General features: G+C 73.0%; 17 protein-coding genes. 8 read left to right on the top strand and 9 right to left on the bottom strand.

The window, feature by feature from the left end; translation table 11 throughout:
* The first annotated feature begins 157 nt into the window (after positions 1–157).
* The 3 genes from thiE to ACFWNV_RS23945 all read left to right on the top strand — a co-directional run bounded on the left by thiE (position 158) and on the right by ACFWNV_RS23945 (position 2,788).
* Positions 158–808 carry a thiamine phosphate synthase gene (thiE, locus tag ACFWNV_RS23955; RefSeq protein ID WP_383950584.1) on the top strand — a complete coding sequence of 217 codons (651 nt, stop codon included), beginning with the start codon at positions 158–160 and terminating at the stop codon, positions 806–808.
* A 113-nt stretch (positions 809–921) separates the two neighbouring features.
* Positions 922–1,836 (top strand): methylenetetrahydrofolate reductase [NAD(P)H], encoded by a 915-nt coding sequence (gene metF / locus ACFWNV_RS23950; RefSeq protein WP_383950581.1) that lies wholly within the window; start codon positions 922–924, stop codon positions 1,834–1,836.
* A gap of 52 nt (positions 1,837–1,888) precedes the next feature.
* Positions 1,889–2,788: a hypothetical protein gene (locus tag ACFWNV_RS23945; RefSeq protein WP_383950578.1), complete on the top strand. Its 900-nt coding sequence runs from the start codon at positions 1,889–1,891 to the stop codon at positions 2,786–2,788.
* A gap of 12 nt (positions 2,789–2,800) precedes the next feature.
* On the opposite strand, the gene ACFWNV_RS23940 is transcribed toward ACFWNV_RS23945, so the two are convergent.
* The 5 genes from ACFWNV_RS23940 to ACFWNV_RS23920 all read right to left on the bottom strand — a co-directional run bounded on the left by ACFWNV_RS23940 (position 2,801) and on the right by ACFWNV_RS23920 (position 6,947).
* Positions 2,801–4,198 (bottom strand): phytoene desaturase family protein, encoded by a 1,398-nt coding sequence (locus tag ACFWNV_RS23940; RefSeq protein WP_383950575.1) that lies wholly within the window; start codon positions 4,196–4,198, stop codon positions 2,801–2,803.
* A gap of 10 nt (positions 4,199–4,208) precedes the next feature.
* Positions 4,209–4,823, bottom strand: a complete 615-nt coding sequence (locus ACFWNV_RS23935) for a DUF4126 domain-containing protein (protein WP_383950572.1) — start codon at positions 4,821–4,823, stop codon at positions 4,209–4,211.
* A gap of 111 nt (positions 4,824–4,934) precedes the next feature.
* On the bottom strand, positions 4,935–5,336 hold the full coding sequence (locus tag ACFWNV_RS23930) for a DUF3040 domain-containing protein (protein WP_383950569.1): 402 nt from the start codon (positions 5,334–5,336) through the stop codon (positions 4,935–4,937).
* A gap of 285 nt (positions 5,337–5,621) precedes the next feature.
* Positions 5,622–6,380, bottom strand: coding sequence for a class I SAM-dependent methyltransferase (locus ACFWNV_RS23925; RefSeq protein WP_383950566.1), 759 nt, complete (start codon positions 6,378–6,380; stop codon positions 5,622–5,624).
* A 69-nt stretch (positions 6,381–6,449) separates the two neighbouring features.
* Complete coding sequence (locus ACFWNV_RS23920) at positions 6,450–6,947, bottom strand: SAV_6107 family HEPN domain-containing protein (RefSeq protein WP_383950563.1); 498 nt, start codon at positions 6,945–6,947, stop codon at positions 6,450–6,452.
* 240 nt (positions 6,948–7,187) lie between these two features.
* Between ACFWNV_RS23920 and ACFWNV_RS23915 the strand changes: the two genes are divergently transcribed.
* Genes ACFWNV_RS23915 through ACFWNV_RS23905 form a run of 3 tightly spaced genes read left to right on the top strand, consistent with a single transcriptional unit; the run spans position 7,188 to position 10,851 of the window.
* Positions 7,188–8,126, top strand: a complete 939-nt coding sequence (locus tag ACFWNV_RS23915) for an ATP-binding cassette domain-containing protein (protein ID WP_383950560.1) — start codon at positions 7,188–7,190, stop codon at positions 8,124–8,126.
* Positions 8,098–10,182: a YhgE/Pip family protein gene (locus ACFWNV_RS23910; RefSeq protein ID WP_383950558.1), complete on the top strand. Its 2,085-nt coding sequence runs from the start codon at positions 8,098–8,100 to the stop codon at positions 10,180–10,182. Before ACFWNV_RS23915 ends, ACFWNV_RS23910 begins: the two co-directional genes overlap by 29 nt.
* Before the next feature lie 36 nt (positions 10,183–10,218).
* Positions 10,219–10,851, top strand: coding sequence for a TetR/AcrR family transcriptional regulator (locus ACFWNV_RS23905; protein ID WP_383950555.1), 633 nt, complete (start codon positions 10,219–10,221; stop codon positions 10,849–10,851).
* A gap of 292 nt (positions 10,852–11,143) precedes the next feature.
* Here ACFWNV_RS23905 and ACFWNV_RS23900 read toward each other — a convergent pair whose 3' ends face one another.
* The 4 genes from ACFWNV_RS23900 to ACFWNV_RS23885 all read right to left on the bottom strand — a co-directional run bounded on the left by ACFWNV_RS23900 (position 11,144) and on the right by ACFWNV_RS23885 (position 16,709).
* On the bottom strand, positions 11,144–13,567 hold the full coding sequence (locus ACFWNV_RS23900; RefSeq protein WP_383950552.1) for a transglutaminaseTgpA domain-containing protein: 2,424 nt from the start codon (positions 13,565–13,567) through the stop codon (positions 11,144–11,146).
* On the bottom strand, positions 13,564–14,973 hold the full coding sequence (locus tag ACFWNV_RS23895) for a DUF58 domain-containing protein (protein ID WP_383950549.1): 1,410 nt from the start codon (positions 14,971–14,973) through the stop codon (positions 13,564–13,566). The genes ACFWNV_RS23900 and ACFWNV_RS23895 overlap by 4 nt, the downstream gene beginning before the upstream one ends.
* Positions 14,973–15,983 carry an AAA family ATPase gene (locus tag ACFWNV_RS23890; RefSeq protein ID WP_383950546.1) on the bottom strand — a complete coding sequence of 337 codons (1,011 nt, stop codon included), beginning with the start codon at positions 15,981–15,983 and terminating at the stop codon, positions 14,973–14,975. Before ACFWNV_RS23890 ends, ACFWNV_RS23895 begins: the two co-directional genes overlap by 1 nt.
* Before the next feature lie 174 nt (positions 15,984–16,157).
* Positions 16,158–16,709, bottom strand: coding sequence for a beta-class carbonic anhydrase (locus tag ACFWNV_RS23885; RefSeq protein ID WP_383950543.1), 552 nt, complete (start codon positions 16,707–16,709; stop codon positions 16,158–16,160).
* A gap of 342 nt (positions 16,710–17,051) precedes the next feature.
* On the opposite strand from ACFWNV_RS23885, the gene rsmH reads away from it, so the two are divergent.
* Together rsmH and ACFWNV_RS23875 are read left to right on the top strand one after the other, a co-directional pair.
* A complete protein-coding gene (gene rsmH, locus ACFWNV_RS23880) occupies positions 17,052–17,981 on the top strand; it encodes a 16S rRNA (cytosine(1402)-N(4))-methyltransferase RsmH (protein ID WP_383950643.1) in 930 nt (309 codons plus the stop codon).
* Positions 17,978–18,490 carry a hypothetical protein gene (locus ACFWNV_RS23875; RefSeq protein WP_383950540.1) on the top strand — a complete coding sequence of 171 codons (513 nt, stop codon included), beginning with the start codon at positions 17,978–17,980 and terminating at the stop codon, positions 18,488–18,490. The genes rsmH and ACFWNV_RS23875 overlap by 4 nt, the downstream gene beginning before the upstream one ends.
* The last annotated feature ends 191 nt before the right edge of the window (positions 18,491–18,681 follow it).

Raw genomic sequence — 18,681 nt, 5'->3', positions numbered from 1 at the left:
GCGGGCGTGGTGCTCTTCGCGCGGCGGGGGGTTGTCGGGCCGGTCTTCGCCCACCCCCACCACCCTGCCCCCGCCGCGCGGGGGGGGGGGGGGGGCCCCGGCGCCGGCCCCCCCCCACCGCGTGTGTACGCACGACACATCACCCGGGGGTACCCACATGTCCGCCATCGCCGCCCAGCTGTCCGATGCCCGGCTCTACCTGTGCACGGACGCCCGCAAGCGGCAGGGCGACCTCCCCGAGTTCCTGGACGCCGTCCTCGCCGGCGGGGTGGACATCGTCCAGCTCCGCGACAAGGGCATGGAGGCGGGCGAGGAGCTGGAGCACCTCCAGGTGTTCGCCGAGGCGGCCCGCCGCCACGGCAAGCTGCTCGCCGTCAACGACCGGGCCGACGTCGCGCACGCCATCGGCTCCGACGTGCTGCACCTCGGGCAGGGCGACATCCCGGTGCCCGCCGCCCGCGCCATCCTGGGGCAGGAGGTCCTCATCGGCCGCTCCTGCCACTCCGAGGCGGAGGTCGACGCGGCCGCCGCCGAGCCCGGCGTGGACTACTTCTGCACCGGCCCCTGCTGGCCCACCCCCACCAAGCCCGGCCGGTTCGCCCCCGGCCTCGGCCTGGTCCGGCACGCGGCCTCCCTCGCCCAGGACCGGCCGTGGTTCGCCATCGGCGGGATCGACGCGGGGAACCTGGACGAGGTACTGGACGCCGGCGCCTCCCGCGTCGTGGTCGTACGGGCCCTCACCGAGGCCTCCGACCCCGGCGCCGCGGCCGCCGACCTCGCCAAGAGGGTCCGCGCCCGGCTCGGCTAGCAGGCCCCGGGGCAGTCGCGAGCGGCCGCCCCGCACCACCCCGCCGTCTCATTTCCGCGTCCAATCCGTGGACAACGCTTCGACGGACACCGGACCGCGTCTAACCTCCCCGTATGGCCCTTGGTACCTCTTCCACCTGGTCGGACCGTGCACACACGGTCCGCGACCTCATCGCGTCCGGGCGCTCGTACTCCTTCGAGTTCTGGGCCCCCAAGACGGAGAAGGGCGAGCGCAACCTCTGGAACGCGCTGCGCCGGGTCGAGGCGGTGGCCCCGAGCTTCGTCTCCGTCACCTACGGGGCCGGCGGATCCACCCGCGGCGGCACCGTCCGGGCCACCGAGCAGATCGCCGCGGACACCACCCTGACCCCGGTCGCGCACCTCACCGCCGTCGACCACTCGATCGCCGAGCTGCGCAACGTCATCGGCCAGTTCGCCGACGCGGGCATCCGCAACATGCTCGTGGTGCGCGGAGACCCGCCGGGCAACCCCATGGGCGAGTGGGTGCCGCACCCCGAGGGCGTGCACTACGCGGCCGACCTGGTCCGGCTGGTCAAGGAGTCCGGAGACTTCTGCGTCGGCGTCGCGGCCTTCCCCGAGATGCACCCGCGCTCCGCGGACTGGGACACGGACATCCGGCACTTCGTGGACAAGTGCCGCGCGGGCGCCGACTATGCGATCACCCAAATGTTCTTCGATCCGGACCACTACCTCCGGATGCGCGACAGCGTCGAGAAGGCGGGCTGCGACACCCCGATCATCCCCGAGGTCATGCCTGTTGTGAACATCAAGCAGCTCGACCGCCTCCCGCAACTCAGCAACGCAGTCTTCCCTGCGGCTGTGAAAGAGCGCATGCTCGCGGTCAAGGACGACGCGGCCGCTGTACGCTCCATTGGCATCGAGTTCGCCACGGAGTTCTGCGCGCGGCTGCTGTCCGAGGGTGTCCCGGGGCTGCACTTCATCACGCTGAACAATTCCACGGCGACGCTCGAGATCTACGAGAACTTGGGCCTGCACCAGCGGGCCTGATCGGCCGGCTCCGTTCCCCACGGGCGGGCGGCCGTACCGAGAGGGGCCCCGCATGGGAATGACGGTCCTCTACATCGCGTTCGGTTTCGTCGCGCTGTGGCTGCTTGCCGAGGTCCTGATGCAGTACAAGGCCCGGTTGCGCTGGCGCCTGCTCGCCTTCGCCGGGTTCGTCGGCGTGGTCGCCGGTGTCATGCTGCCGTCGGTGCTCGTCATCGGGGCCGGTGCCGTCGCGTTCGCGATCGGCCAGACGCTGGTGACCCTCTCCTTCCGCAAGGGCTTCGTGTCCGGCTGGTCGCTGCGCCGGGGCAAGGCCCCCGAGCCCGAGCTCCCGCAGAGCCGGCGCCGCCGGACCGCGGCCGGAGCGCGCCCGGAGCCGTCCCTGGAGGTGACGGCCCTGGAGTACGGGCCCGACCCGGCCGAGGACGAGGACTCCGACGAGGACTCCGGTGCGTTCACCACGGGCGCCGTGCGCGCCCAGGTCCAGGGGTTCCACCCCACGCAGCCGGCCGATGGGGCCGGTTCGTACGGCGCCCCCGGCGAGACCAGTGCCTTCGCCTCCCCGTTCGCCCCGTCCGCTCCCGCCGAGCAAGACGCCCACCAGTACGCGGCGTACTACGACCCGCAGACACAGGGCGGCTACGACTACACCACCGGCTATCCGGCCCCCGGCGAGCAGCAGGTCTACGCCGCCTACTCGGATCCGTACATCGGCACGGGCGGAGCCGTCGCCCCGCAGCAGCCGTACGGCTACCCGGCCCCGTACGGCGGCTACGCCCCGGACCCGTACGCCACCGGGCAGCAGGAGCAGTACTCCATGGACACCCCGCCCGGCGGGGTCTGGGTCCCGCAGCAGCGCGACGCGAACCAGCCCTACCCGGCGGAGGACCCGCAGCAGCAGCCGTACCCGTACCCGTACCAGGGCACCGGCGAGTACGAGCAGTACCGCTACTAGGGGCCCGGCCGCCTACCGCGAGCCGCGGAAGTCCGCGCCCTCCACGATCAGCCCGGCCACCAGGGCCCCCGTCATCCCGGCGTGCGCCAGTCCGCCGCCCGGGTGCGCCCAGCCGCCGGCCAGGTACAGCCCGGGTACGCCGGTGGTGTTCGCGGGGTGCAGCAGCCGGCCCCCGGCGCCGGCCAGCGCGGGCGCGGGCACCCGGCCGTCCACCGCACCCGTGGCGGCCTCGACGTCGGCCGGGGTGCGCAGCTCGTGCCACAGCAGCCGCTCCCGCAGTCCGGGCACGGCCCGGGCGGCCGTGGCGAGCAGCTCCTCCGCGACGGGTGCGGAGCCGTCGGTCACCACGGTGTGCACGGTGACCGCCTCGTGGTCCGCGTCGGGCCGCGTCGCGGGGTCGTCGGGGCGCAGCACGGTGGTGGCACCGAGCAGGGTGCGGTGCACCGCGTCGGCCGGCCGGGGGCCCCGGAGGGCGAGGAACAGGGTGTACCAGCGGGCCGCCCCCGCACTGTCGGCCGGGGTGGACGCGGGGCCGGGCGGGATCCGCAGCTGCCGGGGATCGGCGCCGCAGACCACGGCGTCGGCCGCCACCTCGGTGCCGTCGGCCAGCAGCAGCCCGGCCACCCGCTCGTCGCGGACGAGCACCTCCAGCACCCCGGCGCCGAACTCGAAGGCCACCTTCCGCTCCAGGCACCGCTCGTACACCGCGGTGGCCAGTTCCCGGACCCCGCCGCGCACGTACCAGCTGCCGAAGGTCTGCTCCATGTAGGGCAGCACCGCCGCCGAGGCGGGCGCGGTCGCCGGATCGATCCCGTACGCCCGTACGCGCGAGGTGAGCAGCCCGTCGAAGCCGTCGCCGCCGAGCTCACGGGCGGCGACCTCGGCCAGGGTCGGCGGCCGGCGGCGCAGCAGGCCGCTCCCGCGCAGCGCAGGGTACGGATCGCGGCCCAGCGCCTCCCGGTCGGGGCGCAGCGGCTCCTCCAGCAGGGGGCGGCGGGTGGCGTCCCAGGCGTCCCGGGCGCGGCCCAGGACCGCGCTCCAGCGCTCTCCGGAGCCCGTCCCGAAGACCGCTTCGACGGCGGCCGCGGCGCCGCCGTGCGAGCCGCCCGGGAAGGTGACCGTACGGCCGTCCGGGAGCACGTACCGGACGGCGGGGTCGATCTGGACCAGCTCCGCGCACTCCTCCAGGGGGCGCTTTCCGGTCTTGACGAACAGATCGCGGTAGACGGCGGGCAGGTGCACCAGCCCGGGGCCGGTGTCGAAGACGAAGCCGTCGCGGGCGTACCGGCCGACGGCTCCGCCGTAGGTCGCCCCGCGTTCGTACACCGTCACCTGATGTCCGGCCACGGAAAGCCGTGCCGCCGTCGCCATCGCGCCCATCCCGGCGCCGATCACCGCAATTCGTGCCATGCCGCTGAGCCTATCGAGCGACGCGGGCGACTTCGTCGGCGAGCCTCTTCTCCTCGCGGCGCTGGGCGCGGCGGCGCAGGTAGCGGCGGATCTTGGCCCAGAGGTAGATCAGCAGGGCGAGTCCGATGATCAGCAGGACGGCGCAGATGATCGCGGCGGCCTCGGGATTGAACATCGCGAAGGTGACGATGCCGCCGACGCCGAGGTCCTCGGCGGTGCTCATCACGACGTTGCTGAACGGCTCGGGCGAGGTGTTGATCGCCATGCGCGTGCCGGCTTTGACGAAATGGCTGGCCAGGGCGGTGGTGCCGCCGACCGCGCCGGCGGTGATGTCGGAGAGCGAGCCGCTCTGCCCGGCCAGCAGTGCGCCGACCACCGCTCCGGACAGCGGGCGGATCACGGTGTGGACGGTGTCCCAGAGGGAGTCCACGTACGGGATCTTGTCGGCGACGGCCTCGCACAGGAAGAGGACGGCCGCCGCGATCAGCACGTCGGTGCGTTGCAGGGACGCGGGGACCTCGTCGGTCAGGCCGGTCCTGCCGAAGATGCCGAGCAGGAGGACCACGGCGTATGCGTTGATCCCACTGGCCCAGCCGCTGGTGAAGACCAGGGGCAGCACACTCATCTGATCATCATGTCCCAGAAGCCCTGTTCCGGCACGGAATCAGCAGAGAAGACAGTGAGGGGAGGGCCGCCTTCCGGCGGCCGTCCCCTCACCCGAGTCTGTCAGTGGGGCCTACTGCCCCTGTTCGTCACGGCGGCGCTGCCACCGTTCCTCGATTCGGGTCATCATCGACCGACGCTGCCGGCTCTGCCCTTGGGGCGAACCGGCTGCACTACCGGAGACGGGCTGCTCACCAGGCTTGGGTGCCTTGCGCCAACCGGTGACCACGAGCACCGTACAGCCCAGCATGACGAGGAATCCCACCACGCTGATCCACAGTACGTTCGGCACGATCACACCGGTCATGAGGAGCGCGATACCCACCACAATGCCTGCGACTGCCTGGTAGACCCGTCGCCGGGTGTACGTGCGCAGTCCGCTTCCCTCAAGCGCTGTAGCGAATTTGGGATCTTCGGCGTACAGCGCTCGCTCCATCTGCTCGAGCATTCGCTGCTCGTGCTCCGAGAGCGGCACGGGAGTCCTCCTCATCCGTCGGTCGCGGGGGGTAGCGACCAGGGGTCCCCTTCAGGATAGGCGGGGAATCGCCCCCGTGATACCCGCCCTCTACGCCACGTTCTAAAAAAACACTGCCCGTAAAAAGTACCGCTTGGGGAATGCTCAGCGCCGTTTTGAACGGCCCACTGAGGGCGTTATTCCCCAGAGGTCCGCTCGGCATGCCGGGCGCTGACCCCGATCATACGGGTCACGACCCCGGTTCGGAGGGTGAGTGGCGCACCGCGTTCCCCTCTGCTCCGCAGATCAGGCGGGCTTCTCGCCGAGGACGTGCAGCTGCGTGGCGACCGCGTGGAACGCCGGGAGCTCGGCCGCGGCCTCTTCCAGGCGCAGCAGGGCCTCGACGGCGCCCGGCTCGGTGTCGACCAGAACGCCCGGGACGAGGTCGGCGAAGATCCGGACCCCGTGCACCGCGCCCACGGCCAGACCCGCCTCGGAGACCAGCGCGGAGAGCTGCTCGGCGGTGAAGCGGCGCGGCACCGGATCGCCCGCGCCCCAGCGCCCGGCCGGGTCGGTCAGGGCCGTACGGGCCTCCGTGAAGTGCCCGGCCAGGGCGCGGGCCAGGACGGCCCCGCCGAGTCCGGCGCCGAGCAGGCTGAGGATGCCGCCGGGGCGCAGGGCGGCCACCGCGTTGGCCACGCCCTCGGCCGGGTCGTCCACGTACTCCAGCACGCCGTGGCAGATCACCACGTCGTAGGAATCGCGCTCGACGACGTCGAGCAGACCCTGGGCGTCGCCCTGCACCCCGCGGACCAGATCGGCCACGCCGGCTTCGGCGACCCGGCGCTCCAGCCCGAACAGTGCGTTGGGGCTCGGGTCGACCACGGTGACCCGGTGGCCGAGGTGGGCCACCGGCACGGCGAACTTGCCGGTACCGCCACCCGTGTCCAGCACGTCCAGCACGTCCCGCCCGGTCGCCTTCACCCGGCGGTCGAGCGCCTCCTTGAGGACCTCCCACACCACGGCGGTGCGGAGGGAGGCGCGGGGGCGGGAAGTGTCCGACACGGCTGATGGCTCCTCGGCACGTTGGTGAGCGGTCGCTGCCCACCCTATGGCCTCGGGCTGCCGGGCAGGTCATCCCACGTCCGGACGCTCCGTACGCGGCAGCGGCAGGCCCTGTGCCGGGTCGGTCGCGATCACCGGGCGGAGCGAGAGCATCCGCTCCACCAGACGCAGGAACATCGCGACGGCACGCACCAGATCGTCCGCGTCCCGGCCGGTGGCCGCTCCCGCTATGCCGGCCTCCGCCCGCGCCCGGCGGGCCGCGCCGGAGGAGAAGAGCGCGCTCCACTCGGTCAGTTCGGGCGCTATCTCCGGGAGCACCTCCCACGCGCTGCGGATCCGCGGCCTGCGCCGGGGGTGCACCGGTTCGGGCCGCCCGCGCGCGGCGAGCACGGCCGCGGCGGCGCGCAGCGCGGCGAGATGGGCGGTGGCGTACCGCTCGTTGGGCCGGGTCAGCCGGGCGGCTTCGGCCAGGCCCTCGTGGGCCTTCGCGAGCAGGTCGAGGGCGGCGGGGTCGGCCGACGACTTCCGGGGGACGGGGTGGACAGGGGACGGGGACGGTGTGGCCATGACGAACCTCCTGTCGTTGCATACGCATCGCGCTGCCTGGTGCAGCTCCTACACATCGAGCAAATCGAGCCGTTCTTACGTGTCCCCATCGTGACGGCCCCCACTGACAATCGCGCTGACCTGCGGGTTTGTCCCGTCCTCCGGGATGACGGCCGGGCAACTGCCGCCCGGTGCGCAGTGGATGCCGCCGAGGATGCTAGTTTTTGAACTGACCGGTCAGTTCAAAAGAAGGGGGAGGGCGTGGACAGCCCGCACGGCGCGGCCGTCAAAGCCGAGGACTTCGGAGTCAAAGGCCCGCGCGGCTGGGTGTTCCGGGGGATCGGGATCGACGCGGCGCCCGGCTCGCTCATCGCGGTCGAAGGCCCCTCCGGCAGCGGGCGGACCTGCCTGCTCCTCGCCCTCACCGGCCGGATGAAGCCCACCGAGGGCCACGCCGAGATCGGCCGCCACCGGCTGCCGAAGAAGATGGCCGCGGTCCGCCGCATCGCCGCCCTCGGCCCGGTCCCCGGGGTCAACGACCTCGACCAGGCCCTCACCGTCGCCGAGCAACTGCGCGAGGGCGCCCTGCTCCAGCGCCGCTACGACGGCCCCGTACGCGCCCTGCTCCGCCCGCGCGGCGAGCGGCGCGCCTCCACCGCGGCCCGGATCGACGCCGCGCTGGCCGCCGCCGGACTGGACGTCGCGGCCCTGCCGAAGGGACCGCGCACCTCCGTACGGGACCTCGAACGGCTGGAATCCGTACGGCTGTCGGTGGCCATCGCGCTGCTCGGCTCACCGCGCCTGCTGGCCCTGGACGACCTGGACCTCAAGCTCTCCGACGCCGAACGCGCCGAAGCCTGGGACCTGCTGCGCTCCCTCGCCGCCCGCGGCACCACCGTCCTCGCGGTGTGCAGCGAGGCCCCGTCCGACGTGACGGTCCTGCGCACCGGCCCGGCGGCGGAACCCGCCGAGGTGCCGGCCGTGGAGCCGGACCCGGCCGCGGGATCCGGCCTGGTGCCCCGGCCCACGGACTCCAAGGTCACCTGGGGAGCCCAGGCCGCCACCCCGCACGGCTCCGCAGACTCCGAAGACTCCGAAGAGTCAGCAGACCCCGACGGCACCCACGACCCGGCCGCCGCCCACGACCCGCACGACACGAAGGGGGACGACGATGCGCTCGCCGAAGCTGGCCGCGCTTGAGCTGAAGCGGTTCGGGCGGGGGAAGCTGCCCCGGGCCGCCCTCGTCGCGCTGCTCCTGCTGCCGCTGCTCTACGGAGCCCTGTACCTGTGGTCCTTCTGGGACCCCTACAGCCGCCTCGACAAGGTGCCGGTCGCCCTCGTCAACTCCGACCGGGGCGCCACGGTCGACGGGAAGCAGATCGACGCCGGCGGCGAGATCACCCGCAAGCTGCACGACAGCAACACCTTCGACTGGCGCGAGGTCAGCGCCGAAGAGGCGGCCAAGGGGCTGGAGAACGGTACGTACTACCTCTCCCTCACCATGCCCGCCGACTTCAGCGCGAAGATCGCCTCCAGCTCCGGCGAGGACCCCGCCACCGGAGCCCTCCAGGTCCGCACCAACGACGCGAACAACTACATCGTCGGCTCGATCTCGCGCACCGTCTTCTCCGAGGTCCGCTCGGCGGCGTCCACCAACGCCTCCCGCGGCTTCCTCGACAAGATCTTCGTCAACTTCTCCGACCTCCACGGCAAGACCGCCGAGGCCGCCGACGGAGCCGACAAGCTCACGGACGGCGCGGGCAAGGCGCAGAAGGGCGCCAAGGACCTCGCCGACGGCCTGGACACCGCGAAGGAGAAGAACGGCGAGCTCACCGGCGGACTGAAGAAGCTGAACGGGGCCGCCGCACAGCTGGAAACAGGTGCGAAGGACGTCGCGGCCGGCACCCAGAAGCTCGCCGACAAGGTCGGCGGCGCCGCCGACAAGGCCCGCCCCTTCCTCAAGGACCCCAAGAGCCTCGCGGACAGCGCCGAACTCGTCGCCGACACCGCCCAGGTCGTCGACAAGCACCTCGAAGCCTTCGCCAAGGCGGCCCCGGCCGCCGCCACCGTCACCCAGCGCGTCTCCACCGGCGCCGCCGACGTCTACGCCAAGACCTGCACCACCGGCGCCAAGCCGCTCCCCGCGACCTGCCCGCAGCTCAAGCGGCTCAAGGACGACGCGGCCGAAGCCGCCGAACTCGCCGGTGACGTGGACACCCTGCTGGGGAACTCGAAGGGTGACCTCGCCACCCTCCACAAGCAGCTCGACGACCTGGAGCGCGAAGCCCGGCTCCTCGTCACGAAGGCCCCCGGCCTCTCCGCGGACCTCGAAGCGGCCGTCACCCAGGTGAACGCCCTCAACGACGGCGCCCACAAGGTCTCCGACGGCATGGTCCGGCTGCACACCGGCATCGGCTCCGCCACCGAGGGCTCCGGCGCACTCGGCGCGGGCGTCGGCAAGCTCGGCGCCGGCGCGCACGACCTCGACGGCGGCCTCGTCAAGCTCGTCGACGGCAACGGCGAACTCGCCGGCGGCCTGCACGACGGCGCCGGCAAGATCCCGGCCTACGACCAGCAGCAGCGCGACGCCCGCACCGAGGTCATGGCCGACCCGGTACGCCTCGCCAACCAGTCCCTGCACAAGGCGCCCAACTACGGCACCGGCTTCGCCCCGTACTTCATCCCGCTCTCCCTCTGGGTCGGCGCGATGGTCGCCTACATGCTGATCGCACCGCTGAACCGGCGCGCACTCGCCGCCGGAGCCTCGCCCTGGCGGATCGCCCTCGCCGGCTGGCTGCCCGTGGCCGGCATCGGCGCCGCGCAGGTGGGCGCACTGATGTCCGTACTGCACTGGGGGCTCGGCCTGCAGATGGCCCGGCCGGCGCTCACCGTCGGCTTCCTGATGCTGGTCACCGCCTGCTTCGCCGCGATCGTCCAGTGGCTCAACGCCAAGTTCGGTGCGGCCGGACGGATCCTGGTCCTGGCCGTCCTGATGCTCCAGCTCACCTCGGCGGGCGGCACCTACCCCGTCCAGACCAGCCCCGGCTTCTTCAACGCCATCCACCCCTACCTGCCGATGTCGTACGTGGTCGAGAGCCTGCGCCGGCTCATCACCGGCGGCGACCTCGCCCCGGTCTGGCAGGGCTGCCTGGTGCTCACCGCCTTCACGGCCGGCGCCCTCGCCCTGACCGCGCTCGCCGCCCGCGGCAAGCAGGTGTGGACGATGGACCGGCTGCGCCCCGAACTGAGCCTGTAGCGGGAAGGGACAGGTTGACCTGTGACAATCAGCGCCATGGATAGCAGCAGCACCGGTACGGCCACGGGCGGCGGACGCCGCCAGGCCACACGGCAGAAGCTCTACGAAGCAGCCGTCACCCTCATAGCGGAGCAGGGCTTCTCCGCGACCACGGTCGAGGAGATCGCCGAGCGGGCGGGCGTGGCGAAGGGCACCGTCTACTACAACTTCGCCAGCAAGAACGACCTCTTCGAGGAGCTGCTGAGGCACGGGGTCGGACTCCTCACCGAGTCCCTGCGGACGGCGGCGGAATCGACCGAGGCCCGGGGCGGCACCCGGGTCGAGGCGCTCGACGAGATGATCCGGGCCGGCCTGGTCTTCATCGACCGGTACCCCGCCTTCACCCAGCTCTACGTCGCCGAACTGTGGCGCACCAACCGGACCTGGCAGTCCACGCTCATGGTCGTCCGGCGGGAGGCCGTCGCCGTCGTGGAGACGGTGCTGCGCGAAGGCGTGGAACGGGGCGAGCTCAGCGCGGAGATCGACGTGCCGCTGACGGCCGCGGCGCTGGTGGGGATGGTGCTGGTGGCCGCGCTCGACTGGCAGTCCTTCCAGAGCGAGCGCTCGCTGGACGACGTGCACTCGGCGCTGTCGCTGCTGCTGCGGGGGCGGGTCAGCGGGAACCGCTGACGGTTTCCGCTGACGCGGTGACCCCCGATCGGCGGTGCCGTGGGGGTGGCGGGGCGGCGTAGAACTGGTGGGGCGGGTGAGTATCCGTACCTAGACGCGGAAATGAGTACCTGCGCGGATGGGGTGCGGTGGGTCGGCACGCCAGACTGGGGGCAACGGACAGGGACCCGGCGCGCACCGCCGACACGGGGCGGCAGGTGCGGACCGGGTCTCTCTGGCCGACGGGGTGGGAACACGGCCGGGGCCGGAGCTCAGGGGGATCGAGCCCCGGCCCCGGCCCCGTTCCCGTTTGTCAGCCGCGGCCGCGCAGCGGGATGCGGGCCCGGGTGCGGGACATCGCATCGGCGAGGCGGACGGTCAGGGCCGACCAGCGGGCCGAGGCGGCCCAGCCGACCCGCGCCGCCGAGCGGGGGAAGAACAGGGCTCGCAGCCCGGCCCACCGGGACACCCCCGCGAGGAGCCCGGCCCGGGCCAGCAGAACGTCCGAGGCCAGCTCCCCGTAAGGGGGCTCCGCCCCGGGCGGGGCGTACAGCTCCCGCTCCACCGCGCCCGCGACCCGGCGTACGGCATCACCCGCCCCCGCATCCAGCCGTCCCAGGGACACCACCCGGTCCGCCGCCCCCCGCGGGGACAGCGCCTCGTCCGGGACGATCCCGACGTCCCACGCCGCGTCGCCCAGCTCCCGCCAGGCGGCCAGCACCTGCCCCGATCCGAGCCGCCGCGCCCGCAGCCGTCCGCGCCACAGGAACGGCAGGAGCGGCAGGGCCAGCAGCAGGACGCCCGCGGCCGTCCAGGCCAGGATCGTGCCCGCCGAGGGACCATCACCGCCCGCGCCGGTGTTCCGCTGCGCCGCGGCCGGACCGCACTCGCCCAGCTTCTTCTGGTCCGGGGGGCAGTCCTCGGCCGTCGAGGGCCCGGCCGAGGGCTGGGCCGCACTCGCGGACGGTGCCGTCGTCGGCGCGCTCGGCTGCGTCTGCGGGGCGGCGGGCCGGCTGTAGTCCGGCACCGTGATGCCCGACCGGGGCGTCGGCTCGAAGCGGGTCCAGCCCACTCCCTCGAAGTACAGCTCGGGCCAGGCGTGCGCGTCCCGCATCGAGACGTTGACGATGCCGTCGGCCTGCTTCACGCCGGGAGTGAACCCGACCGCGACCCGCGCCGGGATCCCGAGCGTGCGTGCCATCGAGGCCATCGAGAAGGCGAAGTGGACGCAGAAGCCCTCCTTGTCGGCGAGGAACTTGGCGATGGCCTGCGAGCCCGTGCCCGAGGAGACCTTCGTGTCGTAGCGGAATCCGCCGCTCACCGCGAAGTAGTCCTGGAGCTTGACCGCCGCCGAGTAGTCGTCCTTCGTGCCGCGCGTCACCTCGCGGGCCGTCTGGACGACGACCTCCGGGAGGTTGTCCGGCACCTTCGTGTACTCGGCCGCGATCTCGGGATTCGCCGCCGGTGCGCTGCGCAGCTGCTGCGCCGTCGGGTTCAGCAGCAGGCTCCGCACCGAGTACTGCACGCCCTGCGCGTTCTGGAACTTGTCCTTGCCCAGCTGGTCCCCGACGAGCGTCCGCCCGGCCGGCTCGAACCGCCACTTCCCGGCGATGTCCACGCCCGTAGCCGGGTACGGCATCGGCAGGTAGCGCTGTGCGTAGGTCTGCGCCGAGGAGATGAAGGTCTCCACCTCGGTCGCGCCGTTCAGCACGCTCTCGCTGACCCCGGGCGGGTTCGGCATCCGCTTGGGGACGTCCGTCAGGGCCCGCCCCGACGCCTCCCACTTGACGCCGTTGAACTCGTCCAGCGCCAGGATCCGCAGGTACTGCTCGCTGAGCTCCGGGCTGTTGGTGCGGTACCGCAGCACCACCCGGTTGTCCTGGGTGTTCAGGCTGCTCTGCAGGGAGACCAGCGGGTTGACCGCCTGGATCGAGGGGCCGAGGCCGGTGCCCTCGCCGTCGCCCGGGCCGGAGCCCGTACCGAGCACGCCGCTGCCCAGCGAGGGCAGCACCGCCGGCACGGCGAGCGCCAGACCCAGCGCGACCGCGCCGATCCGCCGCCCGGTGCGCACCGGGGCGAGCGCCTGGCCGCCGCCGGAGTATCCGGCCGCCACCTGCCCGCGCGGGGCCGCGCCGAAGACCCGGCCCCACTGTGCGAGCCGGTCGCGGCCCTCGGACAGGAGGAGCAGGAGGTAGCCGCAGCCGGCGAGGAGGAAGGAGACCCAGGATGCTCCGGTACCGGTGGTGGCGCTGGAGAGGCCCGCCGCCACCGAGTACAGCGCGAGCAGCGGGAGCCCGGCCGCGGCGGCCGTCCGTACGGTCACGGCCAGCAGGTCCACCAGGAGCCCGATCAGCAGCACCCCGGACACCAGCAGCAGCCGGATCCCGTCCGTCAGGGGGGCCGGCATCGAGAACTCGTTCACGTCCTGCACGCCCTGGCGGAACAGTGCGCCGAAGTCCGTCACGAGGTAGTCGAACAGCCCGTCGCCGGCGGCGGACTGCAGCTTCCCGCCGAACAGCAGCATCAGCGCCAGCAGCGATACGAGGACCTGCGCCGCCACGGTCAGCGTCCGGGCCAGCGGTACCCGCCGCGCCCCGGCGCCCACCGCGCTCTGCAGTGCCAGCAGCAGAGCCGCCTGCGGCATCCAGCCGCCCGATTCCACCAGCGGGTTCAGCGACCAGGCGGTGAACAGCGTCGCCAGAGCCGCGAAGACCGTCAGTCTCGCCCGCCCGCTCATCCCCAGCCCCCCGCCGAACCCGAACCGCCCGTCGTGCCGATCGGCGCGTTGCCCGCCTGGCGCCACAGGTCCGCGAAGGGCACCCCGGGCGGGGCGGCCAGTGCCGTCCAGCCCGCGTCCTGCAGCCCGGCCAGGCGCTCCTCCAGCGGATGCAGCCCCTGTGCCATGACCGAGGCCAGCCCCGGCGGCCGCCCGGACCAGTCCGCGGAGTCCAGTACGAACGCCACGGCGCCGCCGCCGCGCCGGCACATCTTGGCGGCCAGCCCCGTCTGTACGTCGTCCAGGTCTCCGAAGAAGGCGATGAGGAGCCCGTCGCCGCCCGCTCCGCCGAAACCGCTGCCGGCGCCGTTGCTGCGGACCGCCTCGCAGGCCCGCGAGAGGCCCCCGCCGTCGGAGTGGCCGACCACCGCGAGGGTGTCCATCATCAGCCCCGCCGCCTCCGCGGACTCCTGCCCGCCGGAGGTGAAGCCGCCGCCCTCGCGGGGCACGCAGTCCCCGGTGTCGGTCAGCAGCCGCACCGAGAAGCCCTGCTCCAGCAGGTGCACCAGGGCCGACGCCGCGGCGGAGACGGCCCACTCGAAGGCCGAGTCGGGGCCGGCGCCCTCGTAGGCGAGGCGCCGGGTGTCCAGCAGGACCGTGGCCCGGCTGCGCTGCGGCTGCTCCTCGCGGCGCACCATCAGCTCGCCGTAGCGGGCGGTGGAACGCCAGTGGACGCGCCGCAGGTCGTCGCCGCGCCGGTAGCCGCGCGGGATCACGTCGTCCTCGCCGGCCAGGGCCAGCGAGCGGCGGCTGCCGTCGCCGTAGCCGGAGGACTCGCCGGTGAAGCGCACCAGGGGCAGCGCCTCGGTGCGCGGGATGACGGTGAGGGTGTCGTAGGCGGAGAAGGAGCGGGTCAGCTCGACCAGGCCGAAGGGGTCGGTGAGCCGCAGCTGGAGCGGGCCCAGCGGGTAGCGGCCGCGCAGATCGGAGCGGACCCGGTAGGACACCTCGCGGCGGCCGCCCGGCTCCACCCGGTCCAGTACGAAGCGGGGCCGGGGACCGAGCACGTACGGCACCCGGTCCTGGAGCATCAGCAGCCCGGTCGGCATCCGGGAGGTGTTGTCGAGCCGCAGCTGCACCCGGGCCTCGGAGCCGGCGGGCACCCGCATCGGGGTCAGCCGGCGGGTGCCGGAGACCCGGTGGCGGGTGCGGTGCAGGGCCAGCACGCAGAGCAGCGGCAGCACGGCGAGCAGCAGTCCGACCCGGAGCAGCTCGGACTGGCCGAGGACGTACGCGCACAGCCCGGCGGCGATCCCGGCGGCCAGGAAGGACCGGCCGCGGGTGGTCAGCCCGGCCAGTGAGGCGCGCAGCCCGCCACCCTCCTGCGGGACCCGGCCACCCGCGCCGTGCGGGGCGCCGGCGCTCATCAGAAGCCCCGGATGCCCGCGCCGGGCGGGATCTCGCCGCGCGAGGGGGCGGCCGGTACGGGGGTGCGCTGGAGGATGTCTGCGACGACCTGCTCGGCGGTGCGCCGGCTCAGCTGGGCCTGCGCGGTGGGCAGCAGCCGGTGCGCGAGCACCGGGCCGGCCAGGGCCTGTACGTCGTCGGGCAGTACGTAGTCCCGGCCGGCCAGTGCGGCGGAGGCCTTCACGGCCCGCAGCAGGTGCAGGGTGGCGCGGGGCGAGGCACCCAGGCGCAGGTCCGGGTGGCTGCGCGTGGCGGAGACCAGGTCGACGACGTAGCGCCGGACGGGCGCGGCCACGTACACCTCGCGGACGGCTTCGATGAGCTTGCCGATGTCGTGGGCGTGCGCGACGGCCGTCAGATCGTCGAGCGGGGAGAGCCCGCCGTGCACGTCGAGCATCCGCAGCTCGGCCTCGGGGCTGGGGTAGCCGACCGAGACCCGGGCCATGAAGCGGTCGCGCTGGGCCTCGGGGAGGGGGTAGGTGCCCTCCATCTCGACCGGGTTCTGGGTGGCGACCACCATGAAGGGGCTCGGCAGCGTGTAGGTGGTGCCGTCGATGGTGACCTGGCGCTCCTCCATCGACTCCAGCAGCGCGGACTGGGTCTTGGGGGAGGCGCGGTTGATCTCGTCGCCGATGACGATCTGCGCGAAGATCGCGCCCGGCTTGAACTCGAACTCCCGGCGCTGCTGGTCGTAGATGCTCACGCCGGTGATGTCCGAGGGCAGCAGGTCCGGGGTGAACTGGATGCGCTGCACCGAACAGTCGATGGACTTGGCGAGGGCCTTGGCCAGCATCGTCTTGCCGACGCCGGGCACGTCCTCGATCAGCAGGTGGCCCTCGGCGAGCAGGACGGTCAGCGCGAGGCGGACCACTTCCGGCTTGCCCTCGATCACGCTTTCGATCGACTCCCGCACCTGCTGCGCCGTGCTGGTCAGATCCGCGAGGCTCGCTCGGTCGTCATACGTGGTCACCTGGTTCTCCTCGACCCTTTCCCAGGGCCGGCGCCCCATGGCGCATGACCGGCCCACCCCGAAACACCTCAGAAACCGCGAGCAATCAAGAACGTCGAAACGCGGACACCGGCCCGGAAGTGTTTCCGGGCGACGTCTCCCCGCATTCTTGACGGCGCTTGGCCCTGGTGTCACTCAAGAGGTGGGATCGATCTCCCGCAGGAGCCCGGTGTGCACGTCGAAGACGAAGCCTCGCACATCGTCCTTGTGGGGCAGGAAGGGGTTCGTGCGGACCCGCTGCATCGACTGGCGGACGTCCTGGTCCACGTCACGGAAGGCCTCGACGGCCCAGGCGGGGCGCTGGCCGACCTCGTCCTCCAGCTCGTGCCGGAAGTCCTCGGTCAGGCTTTCGAGACCACAGCCCGTGTGGTGGATGAGTATCACCGTGCGGGTGCCGAGCGCCCGCTGGCTGATGGTGAGGGAGCGGATGGTGTCGTCCGTGACCACCCCGCCGGCGTTGCGGATCGTGTGGCAGTCGCCCAGCTCCAGGCCGAGGGCGGCGTGCAGGTCGAGGCGGGCGTCCATACAGGCCACGACGGCCACCTGGAGGACCGGGCGGGCGTCCATGCCGGGGTCGGCGAACTTCGCGGCGTAGGCGCGGTTCGAGTCGACGAGGCGGTCGGTGACGGAGAGCTCCTCGGCAGCCTGGGGCGCGGAGGCGGCGGGCAGGGGTACGGAAGTCGTCATGGTTACGACGTTAGTGGTCACAGGGCGTCTGAGCATTGAGTGAGGGTGGACAAAGAAGGTCACCTGATCCTGTTGTGAGCTAACCCACAGGGGTGAGGCACACACGGCCGTCCGGGTGATTCACGGCTTTTGCGGCTTCGGTCGCAGCGGGGCGCACGGCGCGCGGGGCGGTTCGTTGACCGCGGCGACCGTTGCACTAAAGTGACGCGAACCGGCCGGAGCCCGGCCCTGACCGGCCGCCCGGCCCTTTGGTAAGACTCCGCGTGCGCGGCGCGGCGTATGCCTGCCGCGCCGTTATCTTGAGAGGGCGCTTTGACTAGCGAGTCCCGACACGTCCCGGTGATGCTCCAGCGGTGCCTGGACCTGTTGGCCCCGGCACTGGAGAGGCCCGGGGCCGTCGTCGTCGACTGCACCCTCGGGCTCGGCGGCCACAGCGAGGCCCTGCTCACCCGGTTCCCCGAGGCCCACCTGATCGGCCTGGACCGCGACAAGGAAGCCCTGCGCCTCTCCGGGGAGCGCCTCGCGCCCTTCGGGGACCGGGTCACCCTCGTCCACGCCATCTACGCCGACCTGGCCGAGGTACTGGACGGCCTGCGCATCCCCGCCGTGCAGGGCATCCTCTTCGACCTCGGCGTCTCCTCCATGCAGCTGGACGAGGCCGACCGCGGCTTCGCCTACGCGCAGGACGCCCCGCTCGACATGCGGATGGACCAGACGACGGGCATCAGCGCGGCCGAGGTCCTCAACACCTACGCGCCCGGCGAGCTGGTCCGCATCCTGCGCCAGTACGGCGAGGAGAAGCAGGCCAAGCGGATCGTGTCCGCGGTGGTGCGCGAGCGCGACAAGAACCCCTTCACCAACAGCGCGCGCCTCGTCGAACTGATCCGCGACTCCCTGCCGCAGGCGGCGAAGCGGACCGGCGGCAACCCGGCCAAGCGCACCTTCCAGGCCCTGCGCATCGAGGTCAACGGCGAGCTGTCCGGACTGGAGCGGGCGATCCCCGCCGCGGTGGACCGGATCGCAGTCGGCGGCCGGATCGTGGTGCTGTCGTACCAGTCGCTGGAGGACCGCCTCGTCAAGCAGGTCTTCGCCGCCGGCGCGACCTCGACGGCCCCGCCCGGGCTGCCGGTCGTACCGGAGAAGTACCAGCCGAAGCTGAAACTGCTGACGCGCGGTGCGGAGCTGCCGACCGAGGAAGAGATCGCGGAGAACCGGCGTGCGGCGCCGGCCCGCTGCCGCGGGGTGGAACGCATCCGGGAGGCGCGGCTGTGAAACGCCTGGGGCGGGTGCTGGGGGGACCGGTCGCCGGACAGGCGGCGCGGACCCCGTTCGTCCTGCTGGTCGTGGCGCTGCTCGGCGGCGGGCTGATCAGCCTGCTGCTGCTGAACTCGGCGCTGAACCAGGGCTCCTTCCAGCTGAGCAAGCTGAAGAAGGAGACCACCGTGCTCACGGACGAGGAACAGGCGCTGCAGCGGGACGTGGACGGCTACTCGGCGCCCGACGCCTTGCAGCGGCGGGCGCACGAGCTGGGTCTCGTACCGGGCGGCAGCCCGGTGTTCATCGGCCCCGACGGCAAGGTCGCCGGGGCCGCGTCACCGGCCGCCGAGCCGCCGCCCCCGTCGCCGCCGGCGTCCGCCCCGCCGGTCTCGCCCTCTCCGGGCGCGGCCGTGCCGAGCCCAGCCGGCTCCCCGGCTCCGGCCCCCTCGGGGGCTGCCGCCGCCCCGGCCCCTGCCGCCCCGTCGGGCGGAGCCGCTCAGCCCTCCCAGACCCCTGGACGGTGACGTAGTGACGCGTACCCCTGCGGGGCTGGTCCCCTACCCGCCCTTCCCCCGTTCCCCGGGCGCTGCCCGGACCCTTGCCGGGTGCGGCGCCGTTTCCGGGGGCCAGCCCCCGGACCCCCGCTCCTCAAACGCCGGAGGGGCTGATATTGCCCTGCGGGCAATCCAGGCCGACGCCGGCCACATCCAGCCCC

Origin of the sequence: Streptomyces sp. NPDC058401 (genome assembly GCF_042722885.1) — a bacterium.
Taxonomy (GTDB): Bacteria; Actinomycetota; Actinomycetes; order Streptomycetales; family Streptomycetaceae; genus Streptomyces.
Note: the sequence above shows the minus strand (reverse complement) of the source record. Positions and strands in the feature narration are given on the sequence as shown.